This is a genomic window from Prevotella sp. Sow4_E9_plate, from assembly GCF_052116205.1.
In the GTDB taxonomy this organism is placed as follows: domain Bacteria; phylum Bacteroidota; class Bacteroidia; order Bacteroidales; family Bacteroidaceae; genus Prevotella.
Genome location: NZ_JBQKLN010000002.1, coordinates 118,661 through 135,397, shown reverse-complemented (window position 1 = coordinate 135,397; position 16,737 = coordinate 118,661). Strand labels below are relative to the sequence as shown.

15 protein-coding genes and 1 tRNA gene are annotated in these 16,737 nt (G+C 47.8%); 7 read left to right on the top strand and 9 right to left on the bottom strand.

Features of this window, described 5'->3' with window-relative positions; genetic code table 11:
• Positions 1-24 precede the first annotated feature (24 nt).
• Both ACTQ53_RS01470 and ACTQ53_RS01465 read right to left on the bottom strand, forming a co-directional pair.
• Positions 25-1,212, bottom strand: coding sequence for a DNA polymerase III subunit delta (locus ACTQ53_RS01470; protein ID WP_295346781.1), 1,188 nt, complete (start codon positions 1,210-1,212; stop codon positions 25-27).
• 39 nt (positions 1,213-1,251) lie between these two features.
• On the bottom strand, positions 1,252-2,208 hold the full coding sequence (locus ACTQ53_RS01465; protein ID WP_441931758.1) for a methylenetetrahydrofolate reductase: 957 nt from the start codon (positions 2,206-2,208) through the stop codon (positions 1,252-1,254).
• A gap of 159 nt (positions 2,209-2,367) precedes the next feature.
• On the opposite strand from ACTQ53_RS01465, the gene xylE reads away from it, so the two are divergent.
• Positions 2,368-3,819, top strand: coding sequence for a D-xylose transporter XylE (xylE, locus tag ACTQ53_RS01460; RefSeq protein ID WP_441931757.1), 1,452 nt, complete (start codon positions 2,368-2,370; stop codon positions 3,817-3,819).
• A gap of 172 nt (positions 3,820-3,991) precedes the next feature.
• Here the strand turns inward: xylE and ACTQ53_RS01455 are convergent, their stop codons facing one another.
• From ACTQ53_RS01455 to ACTQ53_RS01440, 4 genes are all read right to left on the bottom strand, one after another.
• Positions 3,992-4,642: a DUF4840 domain-containing protein gene (locus ACTQ53_RS01455; protein WP_294967892.1), complete on the bottom strand. Its 651-nt coding sequence runs from the start codon at positions 4,640-4,642 to the stop codon at positions 3,992-3,994.
• Between the two features lie 250 nt (positions 4,643-4,892).
• Positions 4,893-4,965 (bottom strand) — tRNA-Lys (locus ACTQ53_RS01450).
• A gap of 66 nt (positions 4,966-5,031) precedes the next feature.
• Positions 5,032-6,240: an AI-2E family transporter gene (locus ACTQ53_RS01445; protein ID WP_294967890.1), complete on the bottom strand. Its 1,209-nt coding sequence runs from the start codon at positions 6,238-6,240 to the stop codon at positions 5,032-5,034.
• Between the two features lie 69 nt (positions 6,241-6,309).
• Entirely contained in the window at positions 6,310-6,891 is a 582-nt protein-coding gene (locus ACTQ53_RS01440; protein ID WP_153124531.1) for a thymidine kinase, read from the bottom strand.
• A gap of 95 nt (positions 6,892-6,986) precedes the next feature.
• Between ACTQ53_RS01440 and rsmI the strand changes: the two genes are divergently transcribed.
• Together rsmI and ACTQ53_RS01430 are read left to right on the top strand one after the other, a co-directional pair.
• The gene (rsmI, locus tag ACTQ53_RS01435; protein ID WP_153124529.1) at positions 6,987-7,724 is read left to right on the top strand and encodes a 16S rRNA (cytidine(1402)-2'-O)-methyltransferase; all 738 of its coding nucleotides are present in this window, start codon (positions 6,987-6,989) and stop codon (positions 7,722-7,724) included.
• Positions 7,725-7,872: 148 nt separating this feature from the next.
• On the top strand, positions 7,873-8,724 hold the full coding sequence (locus tag ACTQ53_RS01430; protein WP_294967889.1) for a Cbp1 family collagen-binding glycoprotein adhesin: 852 nt from the start codon (positions 7,873-7,875) through the stop codon (positions 8,722-8,724).
• Positions 8,725-8,816: 92 nt separating this feature from the next.
• On the opposite strand, the gene ACTQ53_RS01425 is transcribed toward ACTQ53_RS01430, so the two are convergent.
• The gene (locus tag ACTQ53_RS01425; RefSeq protein WP_153124525.1) at positions 8,817-9,263 is read right to left on the bottom strand and encodes a nucleoside deaminase; all 447 of its coding nucleotides are present in this window, start codon (positions 9,261-9,263) and stop codon (positions 8,817-8,819) included.
• Between the two features lie 103 nt (positions 9,264-9,366).
• Here ACTQ53_RS01425 and ACTQ53_RS01420 point away from each other — a divergent pair, with 103 nt between their 5' ends.
• The 3 genes from ACTQ53_RS01420 (at position 9,367) to pyrH (ending at position 11,308) form a co-directional block, all read left to right on the top strand.
• A complete protein-coding gene (locus ACTQ53_RS01420) occupies positions 9,367-9,744 on the top strand; it encodes a YraN family protein (RefSeq protein WP_441931756.1) in 378 nt (125 codons plus the stop codon).
• A 71-nt stretch (positions 9,745-9,815) separates the two neighbouring features.
• Positions 9,816-10,553: a biotin--[acetyl-CoA-carboxylase] ligase gene (locus ACTQ53_RS01415; protein WP_218416917.1), complete on the top strand. Its 738-nt coding sequence runs from the start codon at positions 9,816-9,818 to the stop codon at positions 10,551-10,553.
• A gap of 44 nt (positions 10,554-10,597) precedes the next feature.
• Positions 10,598-11,308, top strand: coding sequence for a UMP kinase (gene pyrH / locus ACTQ53_RS01410; RefSeq protein ID WP_153124519.1), 711 nt, complete (start codon positions 10,598-10,600; stop codon positions 11,306-11,308).
• 79 nt (positions 11,309-11,387) lie between these two features.
• Here the strand turns inward: pyrH and pssA are convergent, their stop codons facing one another.
• Positions 11,388-12,116: a CDP-diacylglycerol--serine O-phosphatidyltransferase gene (pssA, locus tag ACTQ53_RS01405; RefSeq protein WP_441931755.1), complete on the bottom strand. Its 729-nt coding sequence runs from the start codon at positions 12,114-12,116 to the stop codon at positions 11,388-11,390.
• A 3-nt stretch (positions 12,117-12,119) separates the two neighbouring features.
• The gene (locus ACTQ53_RS01400; protein WP_153124515.1) at positions 12,120-12,812 is read right to left on the bottom strand and encodes a phosphatidylserine decarboxylase family protein; all 693 of its coding nucleotides are present in this window, start codon (positions 12,810-12,812) and stop codon (positions 12,120-12,122) included.
• Between the two features lie 165 nt (positions 12,813-12,977).
• On the opposite strand from ACTQ53_RS01400, the gene dnaE reads away from it, so the two are divergent.
• Positions 12,978-16,688, top strand: coding sequence for a DNA polymerase III subunit alpha (gene dnaE, locus ACTQ53_RS01395; protein WP_295346764.1), 3,711 nt, complete (start codon positions 12,978-12,980; stop codon positions 16,686-16,688).
• The last annotated feature ends 49 nt before the right edge of the window (positions 16,689-16,737 follow it).

Here is a 16,737-nt window from a genome sequence, read left to right as displayed (position 1 = left end):
TTTCCGCTCTTCTTGATTCTATCCTCACTTCCTGATGAGCAGTACGATAATCTTGAGTGCCAGGTCGAAGAATACAATCTTAGGATTGGCATTCTGCCCGATGAACCGTTTGCTCTCCTCGAAGAGGTTGGATATGTCGATGATGTTCGCCTCGTTGATGAAGCGGGCGAAGTTCCTGGCGAAGTTTTCCTCTTCCTGCGTCATGTAGCTCAGTTCTGCCTGTCGGAAGTTGTACATGAAGCTTTCCCTGAGCATGTGCATGAAGTAATCGAGCATTCTCTTCTGCTTCTCTCTTCCGAAGGTGGAAACCACTTCGCTCCATTTCTTCAGGTCGTGAATATTTCTCATGTAGGCGAGTCGCATCAGCATGATAAACATGTCGAGATGCTGTCTTTTCTCATTGCCGGCATTGAGTTCTTCCAGTGCTGCATTCCAGTTGCCGTTGGCGATGCGGGCTATCCGGTGTGCCATGTCGGGTTCCAAAGCCCTGCGTTCTATCAATGCCTGCTCGATGTCTTCTGTAGCAATCTTCTTGAAATCGATGCGCTGGGTTCGGCTTCTGATAGTTTCCAGAAGAAGTTCAGGCTGTTCGCTAACGAGCAGGAAGAGGGTTTGGCGAGGTGGTTCTTCCAGGAGTTTCAATATCTTGTTGGCACTCTGCTGGTTCATTCTTTCCGGCAGCCATATCAGGCTGATCTTGTAACCGCCCTGGCTCGACATCATGATGAGTTTCTTGGCAAGAGCATCACTTTCTTCGGCGGTGATGATGGCTTGCTTGTTTAAGTCGGCATCGCTTTTGCCCATCTTCTGCATCCATTCACCAATCAGCACGTAAGGTCCATCCTTGAGCAGCATCTCGCGCCATTCCTTGATGAAATCATCGCTAACCGGAGTATGGTCGCTGCCCATATCGGACGTCTTGATGGTTGGGTAGGTGAAGTGAAGGTCGGGATGTTCCCATTTGTTGAGCATCGGAGAATCTCCAAGCAGATAGCTGGCGAAAGCCAGTGCCATCGCCAGTTTACCGCAACCTTCCGGTCCGCAAAACATCAAAGCATGGGGGATGCGGTTCTCCTGAACCATCTCCATCAGACGGTTCCATACTTCTTGCTGACCTATCACTTCCTTCTTTAACATTGAACTCTTTTTACTTTGAACTTTGAATTTTGAACATTGAACTTTATGATTAGTAGCCTGAAGTTTTTGCTCCAGGCACCTAACCTTTACCTTCCTGTAGCAGGTTCCTCTACCCTAAAACAGAGTTTTGGTAATCTGCTTTACGCTTTCCACAGCCGAAACGGTGAAGAAATGTATATTGTTGTAGCCGTGCTCGAACAGGTCTTTCACCTGGGCGGTTGTCCATTCGATGCCGAGAGCTTTGGCATCTTCATCCGTCTTGCACTTTAATACCTCCTGCGCCAAATCCTCAGGAATGTCGCAATGGAAGGTCTTTGGTACCACAGTGAGCTGGCTCAGCTTGGCAAATGGCTTCAGGGCAGGGATGATAGGAATGGTGATACCTATCTTCCGAGCCTTGTCTACAAAGTCATAGAATTTCTGGTTGTCGTAGAAGAGCTGGGTTACAGCGTATGCTGCGCCCAACTTCTGCTTCTCCAGCAAGTGCTGCATATCCATTTCCAGATTAGGAGCTTCTTCGTGCTTCTCCGGATAGCAAGCTACGCCGCAGCAGAATTTCTCGCCAAGATGCTTGATAGGAGTACCGTCGCAGAAGAAACCTTCGTTGAATTGGTTCACCTGCTTCAAGAGGTCGGTTGCATTCGCATGACCATTCAGGGTTGGGGTGAATACTCTATCATCCTTAGCCTTATCACCGCGAAGTACCAGAATATTGCTGATGCCCAGAAACTGGAGATCGAGCAGCTCGTACTCAATGTCTTCCTTGCTGACGCCACTGCAGATGACGTGCGGAATGACAGGAATATCGTACTTGTTCTGGATGGCAGCTGCAATGGCAACGGTACCCGGACGTCGGCGTACACGCTGGCGCGACAACAAACCGTTTTCCAATTCCTTGTAAACGTATTCGCTGTGATGTGTCGTAATGTTGATAAACCTAGGGGCATAATCCTTCAAGCTGTCGATGGTACGGAACAAGGCTGCTGTTCCGTTACCCTTGAGTGGAGGCAGAACTTCGAAAGAAAAGCCTCGCTTATTGCCCTCATTTTGTAGAAAACCTGCTATATTCATATGACGTAATCTCTGTTGAAATTATAATTTGGTTGCAAATTTACAAAAAAAATAGGGGAAAAGTGCACTTTATACGTAATATTTTAAGAGAAGAGGCGTTAATATATAGAATATTTTCGCTGAACTACAAAAACAAAACAGATTCAAACCTAAAAAATAATGGAACAAAAACAAACGGGCTCTAAAGCCTATCTTATCTCAATTGTGATGGTCGCAGTATTAGGCGGCTTGCTTTTCGGTTACGATACCGCAGTGATATCAGGTGCCGAAAAGGGCTTACAGGCATTCTTCATGGGTGCAAGTGATTTCGTATATACAGATTTCTGGCATGGATTTACCAGTTCCAGTGCTTTGATTGGCTGTATCATAGGTTCGGCACTTTCCGGAGTGCTTGCTTCTAGCTGGGGACGTAAACTCTCGCTGATCTTTGCGGGTGTGATGTTCTTCATCTCTGCATGGGGTTCTATGTGTCCTGAAAGTTTAGTCTTGCCAAAGGGAGAACCAAATCTAACCTTGCTTATCGTCTTCAATCTTTATCGTGTTATTGGTGGTATTGGTGTAGGCTTGGCTTCTGCTGTTTGTCCTATGTATATTGGTGAGATTGCCCCAAGTAATATCCGTGGTATGTTGGTTAGCTGGAACCAGTTTGCCATCATCTTTGGTCAGCTGGTGGTTTATTTCGTCAACTTCTTTATCCTTGGCGATCATATAGCTCCTGCTATTCAGAGTGTGGGTAATGGTATGAATGAGATTCTCAATGGTGGCGAAGCTGCTTGGGCTATCGAGACTGGTTGGAGATACATGTTTGGTTCAGAGATGATTCCTGCAGGTTTGTTCGCCTTGCTTATCTGCTTTGTTCCTGAGACTCCACGTTATCTTGCTATGGTAGGTCAGGATGCGAAGGCAGAGCGTATTCTTGCCCGTATTAATGGTGCTGCAGAGGCAAAGAAGATTCTGGATGAAATCAAGAATACGGTAACCGAGACGACAGAAAAGCTGATGACTTACGGTTTTCTCTGTATTTTCGTAGGTGTGATGCTTTCTGTATTCCAGCAGGCTGTAGGTATCAATGCGGTGCTTTACTATGCACCACGTATTTATGAGGCAATGGGATTTGACAATCCTATGGTGCTTACCGTATTCAATGGTATTGTGAACCTCAGTTTCACTTGTGTTGCTATCTTTACTGTAGAGAAGTTGGGTCGCAAGCCTTTGCTCATTGCGGGCTCTCTGGGTATGGCTTTGGGTGCTATTGGTGTGGCAATAACCTTTGGAAATCCTAATATGCAGCTTTTCTGCATGGTTTCCATCATGGTTTATTCTGCATCGTTTATGTTCTCTTGGGGACCTATCTGCTGGGTACTTATTGCCGAGGTGTTCCCTAATACCATCCGTGGTGCAGCTGTAGCTATCGCTGTAGCTTTCCAGTGGATTTTCAACTGGATTGTTTCTACATCGTTCGTACCACTTGCCAATAGCATGGGTTATTGGTTCACATACGGTTTGTATGGCGTTATCTGTATCCTTGCTGCTGTCTTTGTATGGAAGTTGGTTCCTGAGACAAAGGGTAAGACTTTGGAGGATATGACCAAGCTTTGGAAGAAAGATTAATTGATAGTGGTAATATTAATAAAAAAGTAGGCGCGATAGTCAATCCCGACTGTCGCGCCTTTTATTTAGTTTTCATACTGAGTGATTTCAGAACATATATTTGTAAGTTGTTTTATAAGAGAGTATTAACTATATTCTTTTTTACTTTTGATTCTTGTTTCTAATCTTATTTTTATTTCTTGAATGCATTGCGGCAAGCGAATTGTACATAGCTGTTGCCGGATACAGAGTTCTTGAGATAAGATGTCTGTGCTCCGTCAACCCAAAGCTGGGCAAGATAGAACTGGAATCCTAACTGTCTTGGCTCGTTCAGTGTGCAGTAGCCATAATACATCTGGTTAGGCGCAAAGGCAAACTGTACCTTGTGGCTCTTGTTGTCCGTACCGTAAGTCAGGTTCAGCTCGATTACGCTAGGACATGCCAGGAAGTAAGCCATAGCTGATGTACTGTTTGGTGCAACCTGATACTTGCATGTAATGGTTCTTGGCGCTTCCTTTGCGAGAGCTTCAGCCAGATTTTTGTTAGAGATGTGCTCTGCGAGCTGAGCGATAGGGAAGTTGGTCATAGTGATTGTACTGTCACCGTACATGCTTACTCTGCAAGATACTGCAACAGAGTCAATCTGCTTGTTTACATTGGCTTCATTCTTCTTCTCAAAGAGAAGCATCATGTTGTTGTATGAACCTACAGCCATTGCTGTCTGAAAAGACTTCTGCTGTTCGAGAGTCAATGGTGTGTAGCTGTCGCCATCAGTGTTACAGGAAGTGAAAGAGAATGCAGCAACGAAAGCTGCCAAAACAGTGAGTAATCTAAATTTCTTCATTTTGTTTTCTAATTTATTTTGCTATAATATTGTTTATTATCAGTATTTCCGTATAATAAAACGAGACTTTACATGAATCTTGCATCTGTGTTTGTTAAGAAATATTAAAAGGCTCTGTTTTTTATTCTTTTTATTCCTTCTGATGTGCAATGGTTGTCTTGCAGGATATCCCAGCTTAGTCTGGGCGTCTCAGTTAAATGTATACGAAAAAAGGACTTGCCATAACGGAAAGTCCTTTTTCTGAGATCTGTGACTCGCATGGGGCTCGAACCCATGACCCCAACATTAAAAGTGTTGTGCTCTACCAGCTGAGCTAGCGAGTCAATCTCCAACCTTTGGTTTCAAAATCGAGTGCAAAGGTACGACATATTTTTCAAATAACCAAATATTTAGTCGTTTTTTTGCTGTTTTTCTTCATTTTCGCTCTCTGGGATAGCTTTTTCAGCCAATTTTCCACTCATTTTGAGGGAATGAGCTATCTCTTCCGCATTTTGCTGAATCTCATCAGGCGGAGTGTCTGGAGTTTGGTATTGCGGCTTTTCTCTCGTCACATACCGCTGCCAATAAGCTATGAGCAGGGTGGTGAGAGGTAGTGCGATAATCAGACCGATGAAGCCCAGCAGGGCACCCCAGATGGAAAGACTTAATAGCAGAATAGCTGGGTTCAAGCCCATCGCCTTGCCCATAATCTTTGGTGTAACCACCATATCCGTAATCACCTGAACCACGCAGAATACCAGGAAGGCAAGTCCGAAGACCATCCAGAAGTTTTGACCGGTATCTGCCGCCTTGAGCATGGCAAGGAAGGCGGTAGGGATGAGGGCGAAGGTATGAAGGTAAGGTACCAGGTCCATGATACCTATAAGAATGCCCAGACCGATAGCCATCGGGAAGCCGATGATGGTAAAGCCAATACAGAACATGATACCCATGCAGAGGGCCACCATTCCCTGGCCGCGGATGTAGTTGTTGAGCTCTCGTTCTACATCTTTCATCAGCTCTTGCCAGAAAGGGCGGTTCTTCTTAGGGAAGATGCGAACCCAGTTGGCGGTTAATGTCTCATAGTCGAGCAGGATAAAGAACATATATAATAAGGTAATCATGGATGCCACGATGCTGATGATGATGTTTGCCGTTTGTCCTACAACGGAGAACAGCTTGGGCATCGTTGTCTTGAGGGCATCGCTGAAGTCCTTGCTCTTCAGGAAATGTTCTATCTGTGCCTGATTTTCCTGCAGCCACTCCTTGATCATCGCCGTCAGGTTGTTGGTGTGGGTGGTTTGGTGCAGCCAGCGGGTCAAGACTTCCCCTAGTTTGTCAAACTGGTCGATCATCGGTGGAATGATGAGCCACAGTACGCCACCGATGACTGCGATGGCAGCTCCCATTGCCAGTATGATGGACAGGGCACGAACCTTGATGTGGAGTTTGTTCTCGATAAACTTCACGACCGGATAGAGCAGGTAGGCAAAAAACCATGCTATGACGAATGGTAAAAGTACCTCGCTCAAGTAATTGGTGATATATAACACCGCAAAGACGATGAGCGTAACGCCTGCCCATCGTATAAACTTATCGAATGTAATCTCCTTAGGCATATTACTTTGAATTTTGAACTTTGAGCTTTATGATTAGCAAAGGCTTTTGAATTCTTCACTCTTCACTTTTCACTCCTCCTTGTGGAGGGCTTTCTGATAGCAGTCGCGGCAGAGCGGCTCGTATTCATCCTTTTCACCCAAAAGCACCCGCTTTTCGTTATGCACCAGTCGATGGCTCACGTAAGCCAGGGCTCCGCATTTCACGCAGATTGCATGAACCTTGGTCACTTCGTCTGCAATGGCGCAGAGGGCAGGGATTGGTCCGAAGGGAACGCCCTTGAAGTCCATGTCGAGACCGGCAACGATCACACGGACGCCACGGTTGGCAAGCTGGTTGCATACATCTACCAGGCCATTGTCTAGGAACTGGGCTTCATCAATACCGACCACGTCGATATCAGAGGCCAAAAGGAGTATAGATCCTGAGGACTCGATAGGAGTAGATCGGATAGAGTTCAGATCATGGCTCACTACGTCTTCCTCGGAGTAACGAGTGTCAAGCGCAGGTTTGAAGATTTCTACCTTCTGCTTGGCGAACTTCGCACGCTTCATTCTTCGAATCAATTCCTCTGTTTTTCCAGAGAACATTGATCCGCACACCACTTCAATTCTTCCGGGGCGATGTGCCTCCCCAATTAGATTTTCTGTCATTTCGGGGACAAAATTACTAATAAGGTTTTAAAAAATGCAAAGAAAACGCATTTTTTTTTGCTTAGAAAGATTAATTAACTACATTTGTACCCTATATGGGCATATTGTATATCGTACCTACTCCTGTTGGTAACATGGAGGACATGACAATGCGAGCTATCAGGGTCTTGAAAGAAGCTGATTTGGTACTCGCTGAGGACACTCGGACATCGAGTGTCCTACTGAAGCATTTCGATATTCGAAATCGATTAGTTGCGCATCACAAGTTTAATGAGCATGGCACTTCGGCTTCCATCGTTGAGCGGTTGAAGGCTGGTGAGACCATCGCTCTTATCAGTGATGCAGGAACACCAGGCATCAGCGATCCGGGTTTCTATCTGGCTCGCGAGGCGGCAAAGGCGGGCATCACCGTTCAGACCCTTCCGGGACCTACGGCTTGCATTCCAGCCATCGTGTCGTCGGGATTGCCTTGTGATAGATTCTGCTTCGAGGGTTTCATTCCTCAGAAAAAGGGCAGACAAACCTATTTGGAATCTCTCAAGGACGAAGTGCGGACCATGATATTCTATGAGTCGCCTTATCGTGTGGTGAAAACCTTGCAGCAGTTTGCCGAGAATTTCGGTGAAGACAGGCAGGTGAGTTGTTGTCGGGAAATCTCCAAGATACACGAGGAGAGCGTAAGAGGAACCCTCGCTGAGGTCATCGCCCATTTTGAGGAGGTGGAGCCTAGAGGTGAGTTCGTCATCGTGCTGGCTGGTAAGGATCCTAAACAATTAAAAGAGGAATTGAAGGAAAAAAAGCGTGAAGAACGTAGAAAAAACATGAATCAGTAAATAAATTCGTGTTTAAATATAATAAATGCGGGTTTATCACGTAATAATAATGAAGCGACAGCGTAATTACTATGTATGGAAGGCGTATACACGCATTCTTTCATGTAGTATAAATACGAATTATTAAATCATATTAAGGAGACAGATTATGAAAAAGCTTTTTTTAGTAGCATGCGTAGCAGCATTTTGTTTGACTGGTTGTAACAACGGCAAGAATGATTCTGCTGCTCAAAACACTGCTCAGGCAGATTCTCTTAATGGCATTATTGCACAGAAAGACAGTGAAATTAACGATTTGCTGGGTACCTTGAACGAAATCGAGGAAGGTTTCCAGCAGATTAGTGAGGCTGAGCATCGCGTTAGTCTTGCTAAGGATGGCGAGGGTGTCAACAAGAAGCAGAAGCTCAAGGAAGACATCCAGTTCATTGCTGACCGTATGAAGCAGAACCGTGAACTCATTGCCAAGCTCCAGAAGCAGCTTGCCAACGGTACCTTGAAGGGTGCTCAGCTGCAGAAGACCATCGAGGGCTTGCAGAAGCAGTTGGAGGAGAAGGATGCACAGCTCCAGACTCTGCGTGAGGAACTTGACAAGAAAGATATTCATATTGCTGCACTCGATGAGACTGTAAATAACCTCAATACCAAGACCAACCGTCTTACTGCTGAGAGCAATCAGAAGACTGAGACTATCAATGCTCAGGATAAGCAGATCCATACCGCATGGTATGTATTCGGTACCAAGAAGGAGCTGAAGGAGCAGAGTATCATTCAGGACGGTAAAGTCATGACTGGCAACTTCAACAAGAATTACTTCACCAAGGTGGATATCCGCAACCTCTCAGAGATTAAGTTGTACTCTAAGTCAGCTAAGTTGCTTACTATCCACCCATCAAGCAGCTATTCTCTGGTTCGTGATGCCAACAAGCAGTATACTCTCCACATCACCAACTCACAGCTCTTCTGGAGCACCAGCAAGTACCTGGTTGTTTTGGTTAAGTAATCAGTAGAAATAAGGTAATCATCCGGAGATTGAATTATCATCCGGATTTTACAATCAAGTGATAAGCCGGGAAGAGATAGAGAAAAAGATTCCTATCTCTTTCTGGCGAAGAATTCCTGCATGAGTGCCCGGCACTCATCTTCCAGTACGCCCGATGTAACTGTAGTCTTAGGATGCAGTGCATCGGGCGCATATTTTGTATACCCCCTCTTCTCATCTCCTGCTCCGTATACTACCCGGCTTATCTGTGCCCATCCCAATGCTCCGGCGCACATGACGCAAGGTTCTACGGTGACATAGAGCGTGCAGTCCTTCAGATATTTCCCGCCCAGCATGTTGGCGCCCGATGTGATGGCCTGCATTTCGGCATGGGCTGTGACATCGGTCAGCATCTCGGTAAGATTGTGGGCACGGGATATAATCCGGTCCTTGCATACGATGATGGCGCCCACCGGTATTTCGTCTTCATCAAATGCCGCTTGTGCCTCTATCAGGGCACGGCGCATGTAGGCTTCGTCTTTTTTCTTGATATCTTCCATTGTTTTTAGTGCAAAATTACATAAAAAAGTTTGAAGTGTGAACTATTTTTATTATTTTTGCAAGGTAAAAGTATCTTTTGATGCAAAATAAAGGAAATAGACTATGGCAGAGCATAATGAATTAGGTGTATGGGGAGAAGACGAGGCGGCTCTTTACCTTAAAGGCGAAGGCTATGTTATCATCGACCGGGACTGGAAGATAGGTAAGAGAGACCTGGATATCCTGGCTCTTTCGCCAGATGGAAAGACCTTGGTGGTGGTAGAGGTGAAGACCCGTTCCGGTGATGATTACCAGCGGCCGGAGGAAGCCGTTGATGGCAGAAAGATGCGCAATCTGGCGATAGCTGCCAATGCTTATGTCAAGGAGCATCAGGTGGAGAAGGAACTGCGCTTCGATATCATCTCTGTGGTAGGTGTAGGCCATCAGGTGAAGTGCCTCGAACATCTCAAGGATGCCTTCAATCCGATGCTGATACTGTAATCATTTCATGAGGGGTGTACCTATGTATATAAGTACGGTCTATACATTATCTATATTAGGAAAAAGATAAAATGGAAAAGAAGATAATAAGATTGAAGGAAGTGGATTCTACCAATCACTTCCTGAAGGAATTAAGTTCATACGATGAGACTGCACTCACCATTGCCGTGGCTGATTTCCAGACAGCCGGCAGGGGACAGGGCACGCATACCTGGGAGAGCGAGGAGGGCAAGAACCTCCTGTTCAGTATGTTGGCTTGCCCTGTGTGGGTGCCGGTTCGTCAGCAGTTCCTGCTTTCCGAGGTGGGAGCCCTTGCCATCAAGGATGCCCTGGATTCCTATGCTGACGGGTTTACGCTGAAATGGCCTAACGATGTGTATTGGAACGACAGGAAAATCAGTGGTACGCTGATAGAGACGTCTATCGATTCCAGGGGCATCAAGCGCTGCATCTTCGGCATCGGCATCAATATCAATCAGATGGAGTTCAGGAGCGACGCGCCTAACCCTGTATCTCTGGCTCAGATCCTGGGGCATGAGGTGGATAGGGAAGAGGTGCTGCAGAAGGTGATTGAGGCTTTCTGCAGATACTACGAACTCCTGCGCCGTGCCGACTATATGGATGTGTCGGGCATCTACCATCTTTCGCTCTACCGTCGCAAGGGCTATCATTGGTATGAGGACAAGGATGGCAAGTTCGAGGGAGCCTTCGTTGAGGTTGAGGACGATGGTCATCTTATCCTTCACGACAAGAAGGGAGTGATCCGTTCGTATGCATTCGGCGAAATCAAGTTTCTGATAAATACTTAATCCCTGAAGTAAACATTAAACAATAAACATTTAACAAAATATTTATGGCAAAGTTTAAAAGAATTCTTTTGAAGTTGAGCGGTGAGAGCCTGATGGGCAAGCAGAGCTTCGGTATCGACCCTGAGCGCTTGAGTGATTATGCTAAGCAGATCAAGGAAGTTCACGAGATGGGTGTGCAGATTGGCATCGTTATCGGCGGTGGAAATATCTTCCGTGGATTGAGTGGTAGCCAGAAGGGCTTCGACCGTGTGAAGGGCGACCAGATGGGCATGTGTGCTACAGTTATCAATTCTCTTGCTTTGAGTAGTGCGCTCGGAGCTTTGGGCGTCAAGAATAAGGTGCTCACAGCCATCCGCATGGAACCAATCGGTGAGTTCTATACCAAGTGGAAGGCTATCGAGGCAATGGAGGATGGCTATATCTGCATCTTCTCTGCCGGTACAGGCAGTCCTTACTTCACTACTGATACCGGCTCTTCTCTCCGTGGTATCGAGATTGAGGCTGATGTCATGTTGAAGGGTACCCGTGTGGACGGTATCTATACTGCCGACCCGGAGAAGGATCCTACCGCAACCAAGTTTAGCGACATTACATACGATGAGATTTATACAAAGGGCTTGAAGGTTATGGACCTGACAGCTACTACCATGTGTAAGGAGAACAACCTTCCTATCTACGTATTCAATATGGATGTTGTAGGTAACCTGAAGAAGGTGATGGACGGTGAGGAGATTGGTACGCTTGTGCACAATTAATCTGCCAGTCCCGGCAAACGATAAAAGGCTTACATCCCTGTCTGGGGAGTAAGCCTTTTGTTTTATCTGATTAAATCCTTTATTTCTTTCTCATGAATAGGATGGCAGAGAGGAGAACATACATCAGGATGATGATCCACCAGCCCTGCAGGAATCCTCTTGCGCCCTCGTCTGCTACCGAGAGGGCAAGAATTGCCACGGCAAAGCCTGCGAAACCATATTTCACCTCATTGCCCTTGAACGACCACTGCTTGAACTTCAGGGCAAACAATGGCATCTCGCATACCAGCAGGTAGCTGGTGATGAGGATGAGAGCCAGGACGAGATATACCGACCAGCTCAGGTTTGTAAGCCAGGCAGGATTGAATACTACCAGCGACCCCCAGAACAGGGCGTTGGCTGGAGTAGGAATCCCGATGAAAGAGGTGGTCTGGCGCTCATCAAGATTGAACTTTGCCAGTCGCAATGCCGAGAAGGCTGCGATGATGAAGGCTGCATAAGGCAGCCATGGGCGCATCGGCTCCAGAAACTCTGGGTATTCCATCACCTGTAGATGAGAGAATACGATGGTGGCAGGCGCCACGCCGAAGGTTACGTCGTCAGCCAGCGAATCCAGCTCCTTGCCGATAGGTGATGAAACGTGCAGCAGGCGTGCGCTCATACCGTCGAAGAAGTCGAAGGTGGCTCCAATGATTATCCACAACAAAGCCATCTCTGGATTTCCACCGAAGGCAAACGATGTAGCAATGCAGCCTGATATCAGGTTGCAGCATGTTATCGTGTTAGGGATATGTTTCTTCATGCTCATTTTTTATTTCAATTTTGCAATGATGGTTTGGTCACCCGTGGTAGACTGTCCCATCTTCACACATACTTCTGTTCCGAGAGGCAAGTAAACATCCACACGTGAACCTAGTTTGATAAAGCCAAGGTGCTCGTCGATATAGCACTCTTCGCCTTCCTTTGCATAAGTTACGATACGGCGCGCTACGGCACCGGCAATCTGACGGCACAATACATCTACGCCCTCAGGGGTAGTAATCATGACGTCTGCATGCTCGTTTTCCTCGCTTGCCTTAGGCAGCCAAGCCTTGTGGTAGTTGCCATCCACATGCTTTACGAATTTCACCTTTCCGTCTACCGGGAACCAGTTGGCATGTACGTTCCAAAGGCTCATGAAGATGGAAATCATCAATCGCTTGTCATTAAAATATGGCGCATTATCTACTTCTTCTATTACCACAATCTTGCCATCGGCAGGAGCTACGACGAGCTTCTCTGTATCCTCTACGTTCAGGTAGCGGATAGGGCAGCGATAGAAATTGAGCACGATGCAGTAAACCACACCGAAGACAACCAAGAAAATCCAGAATGGAATTTTGGTGTCAAAAGCTCCCCATAATATCGCCGCAATGGCTACTAACGCTATCGCTCCGCCCACCAGCTGATCAGTGCCTTCGCGATGCAGTCTTATCTTTTTCAGTTTCTTTATTTTTTGTCCCATAAGGTAGGATTAAGTTTTTATTGGTGCAAAGGTACTGTATTTTTGTCGTTTTAGCAAATTTTTTGGGCGTTTCTTTTATGTTTTTCAATTTTTTCTCTTTTTTCTTTTGGAATATCAACTTTTAGCCGTAACTTTGGACTCAAATTTTGAAATTTAGAACGTATAATGGAAGATTTTGTTCATTTACATGTGCATACGCAGTATTCCATCCTCGACGGTCAGTCTAAGATTCCGCATCTCGTTGACAAGGCCATCAAGGACGGCATGAAGGGTATGGCTGTTACCGACCATGGTGTGATGTTCGGTATTAAGGAACTCACGGATTATTGCGCCAAGGTGAACAAGGATCGCAAGAAAGAGGGACTGGAGCCCTTCAAGCCTATCATTGGCTGTGAGATGTACGTGGCCCGCCGAAGAAAGGAAGACCGTGAGAAGGACAAGGGCGATATGAGTGGTTACCACCTCATCGTGCTTGCCAAAAACTATAATGGATACAAGAACCTCATCCAGCTGGTCAGTAATGCCTGGGTGGATGGATACTATATGCGTCCGCGAACCGACCGTGCCGACCTGGAGAAATACCACGAGGATCTGATAGTCTGTTCGGCATGTATTGCCGGTGAGGTTCCGTCTAAGATATTGCATGGCGACATCGAGGGAGCCCGCGAGGCTTGCGAGTGGTATCATAATCTCTTTGGCGACGACTACTATCTGGAGCTTCAGCGCCACGAGGTGAAGGAACCGCTTCCTTTCCTGGCCAACCGCGAGGCTTTCCAGCTGCAGCAGAAGGCCAACAAGGTGCTTATAGAGATGGCTAGGGAATACGGCATCAAGCTCGTATGCACCAACGACTGCCACTTCGAGGACAAGGAGACGGCTGAGGCCCACGACCACCTGCTCTGTATAGCTACCGGCAAGGACCTGGACGATCCTAACCGTATGCGATATTCCAAGCAGGAGTGGTTCAAGACCCGTCAGGAGATGAATGATGTCTTCTCGGATATTCCCGAGGCACTGTCTAACACGCTGGAGGTGCTTGACAAGGTGGAAATCTATAGCATCGACCACGGACCAATCATGCCTTTCTTCCCCATTCCGGAGAGTTTCGGTACCGAGGAGCAACTGCGCCAGAAGGTATCAGAGGAAGACCTTTACAAGGAATTCACCAGCGATGAGAACGGCGAGAATCAGCTGCCGCCGGAGGAAGGACAGAAGGTGATCGACCGTCTGGGCGGCTACGACAAGATATACCGCATCAAGTTTGAGGCCGAGTATCTGCGCCATCTTGCCTACGAGGGAGCCAGGCAGCTCTATGGAGATCCGCTGCCGGCGAACGTGGACGAGCATGTGAACTTCGAGCTCCACGTGATGAAGACCATGGGTTTCCCTGGCTACTTCCTCATCGTGAGCGACTTCATTAGGGCGGCTCGCGAGGAGCTGGGCGTGATGGTGGGTCCGGGCCGTGGTTCTGCGGCTGGTTCCGTGGTGGCCTATTGCCTGGGCATTACCAAGATTGACCCTTTGAAGTACGACCTCCTGTTTGAGCGTTTCCTGAACCCTGACCGTGTCAACCTGCCTGATATCGATACCGACTTTGATGATGATGGACGAGGCAAGGTCTTGCGCTGGGTAATGGATAAGTACGGTCATGAGAACTGTGCCCACATTATTACATACGGTTCGATGGCAACGAAGAACTCCATCAAGGACGTGGCCCGAGTAGAGAAGCTGCCGCTCGACAAGGCGAATGCGCTCTGCAAGGCGATTCCAGACCGACTGCCTGACGGCGCGAAGATGAATCTTCCCAATGCCATCAAGTATACGCCGGAGCTGAGAGAGGCAGAATACTCCACCGACCCCCGCGAGAGCAATACCATCAAATATGCCAAGATGCTGGAGGGCACCATCCGTGGCACGGGTATCCATGCCTGCGGATTCATCATCTGCCGAGACCCTATCAGCAACTGGGTGCCTGTATCTACTGCCGATGACCCTGATTTTCCGGGACTGAAGACGGCAGTAACCCAATACGACGGTCACGTCATCGAGACCACCGGACTCATCAAGATGGACTTCCTGGGCTTGAAGACCCTCTCCGAGATGAAGGAGGCATGCAAGGTCATCAAGCAGACCACGGGCGACGTGGTAGACCTCGATGCCATCCCTATCGATGATGAGCTGACCTATCAGCTCTACCAGCGCGGACAGACCATCGGAACCTTCCAGTTTGAGTCGCCTGGCATGCAGAAGTATCTCCGCGAGCTGAAGCCTACGGTGTTTGAGGACCTCATCGCCATGAATGCCCTCTACCGTCCGGGTCCTATGGACTATATCCCTGACTTCATCGCCCGCAAGAACGGTAAGCAGGCGATTACCTACGATATCCCGTGCATGGAGAAGTATCTGAAGGATACCTACGGCATCACGGTCTATCAGGAGCAGGTGATGCTCCTTTCCCGTCAGCTTGCCAGCTTCACCCGAGGTGAGTCTGATGCCCTCCGTAAGGCGATGGGTAAGAAGAAGAAGGCAATCGTAGATGCAATGAAGCCTAAATTCATCAAGCAGGGACAGGAGAACGGACACGATCCGAAGGTGTTGGAGAAGATATGGAGCGACTGGGAGAAGTTTGCTTCCTACGCCTTCAACAAGTCGCATGCCACCTGCTATTCGTGGGTAGCCTATCAGACGGCTTATCTCAAGGCTCACTATCCTGCCGAATACATGGCAGCGCTGATGACCCGCCGCTTTGCCCAGATTACCGAAATCACCAAGCTGATGGAGGAGTGCCAGTCGATGGATATCAAGACGCTGGGACCTGACGTGAACGAGAGTTACCGTGCCTTCGGTGTGAACGAACATGGCGAAATCCGATTCGGTCTTTCTGCTATCAAGGGTATGGGAGCTCCGGCTGCCGATGCCATCGTGGCAGAAAGGGAGAAGAACGGTCCCTATAAGACCATCTTCGATTTTGCAGAACGTGTAGACTTCTCCTGCGTTAACCGCAAGGCTTTCGAGACCCTGGCGCTGAGTGGCGGTTTCGACAGCTTCGGCATCCGCCGTGAGCAGTTCTTCGGCAAGAACAGCAAGGGTGAGACCTTCCTCGATACCTTGGTGCGCTATGGCCAGCTCTATCAGCGCGAGCAGCAGGAGGCGGCTACATCGCTCTTCGGAGGAACCGAAGCAGTAGAGATAGCCACTCCGCCTATTCCTGAGGTGGAAGGCTGGAGCACCATCGAGCGACTGAACAGGGAGCGCGAGCTGGTGGGCATCTATCTCTCGGCTCATCCGCTGGATGATTATGAGATTATCCTCAAGAACCTCTGCAATACCCATTGTGCGGAGCTGGGCGACAAGGTTGCGCTTGCCAAGAAGGAAGACATCGTCTTCGGCGGCATCATCACCGAGGTGAAATCCAAGTTTACCAAGACCGGAAAGCCTTGTGGATTCGTTACCCTCGAAGACTTTGAGGGGTCGGGCGAACTGGCACTTTTCGGTGAGGACTGGGGCACCTGGCGAGGCGTCATGGTGGAGGGAAGTACCATCTTTGTTACGGCAAAGTGCGTAGCCCGCTATGGCAACAGCAACTATCTCGACTTCAAGATCAGTACGGTAGAATATCTGCAGACCGTGAAGGAGAACAGATTGGAGAAGTTTACGATTTCCATCGACAGCTCTATCGTTGATGATACGCTGGTGAACGACCTCAAGACGCTGGTTGAGAACGATGAGGGCCATGCGCAGCTCTTCATACAGATTCATGACTCTGAGACCAACACCAACTTTACGATGCGTGCACAGGACAGGGCGATAGGAGTGAGCCGGGAACTGATTCAGTTCGTGAACGACAACCCGAAGATGTCTTATCAGATTAACTAGTTAATATACTCAGATAATATTAATCATAAATAAAATAAAAAGTACAGAA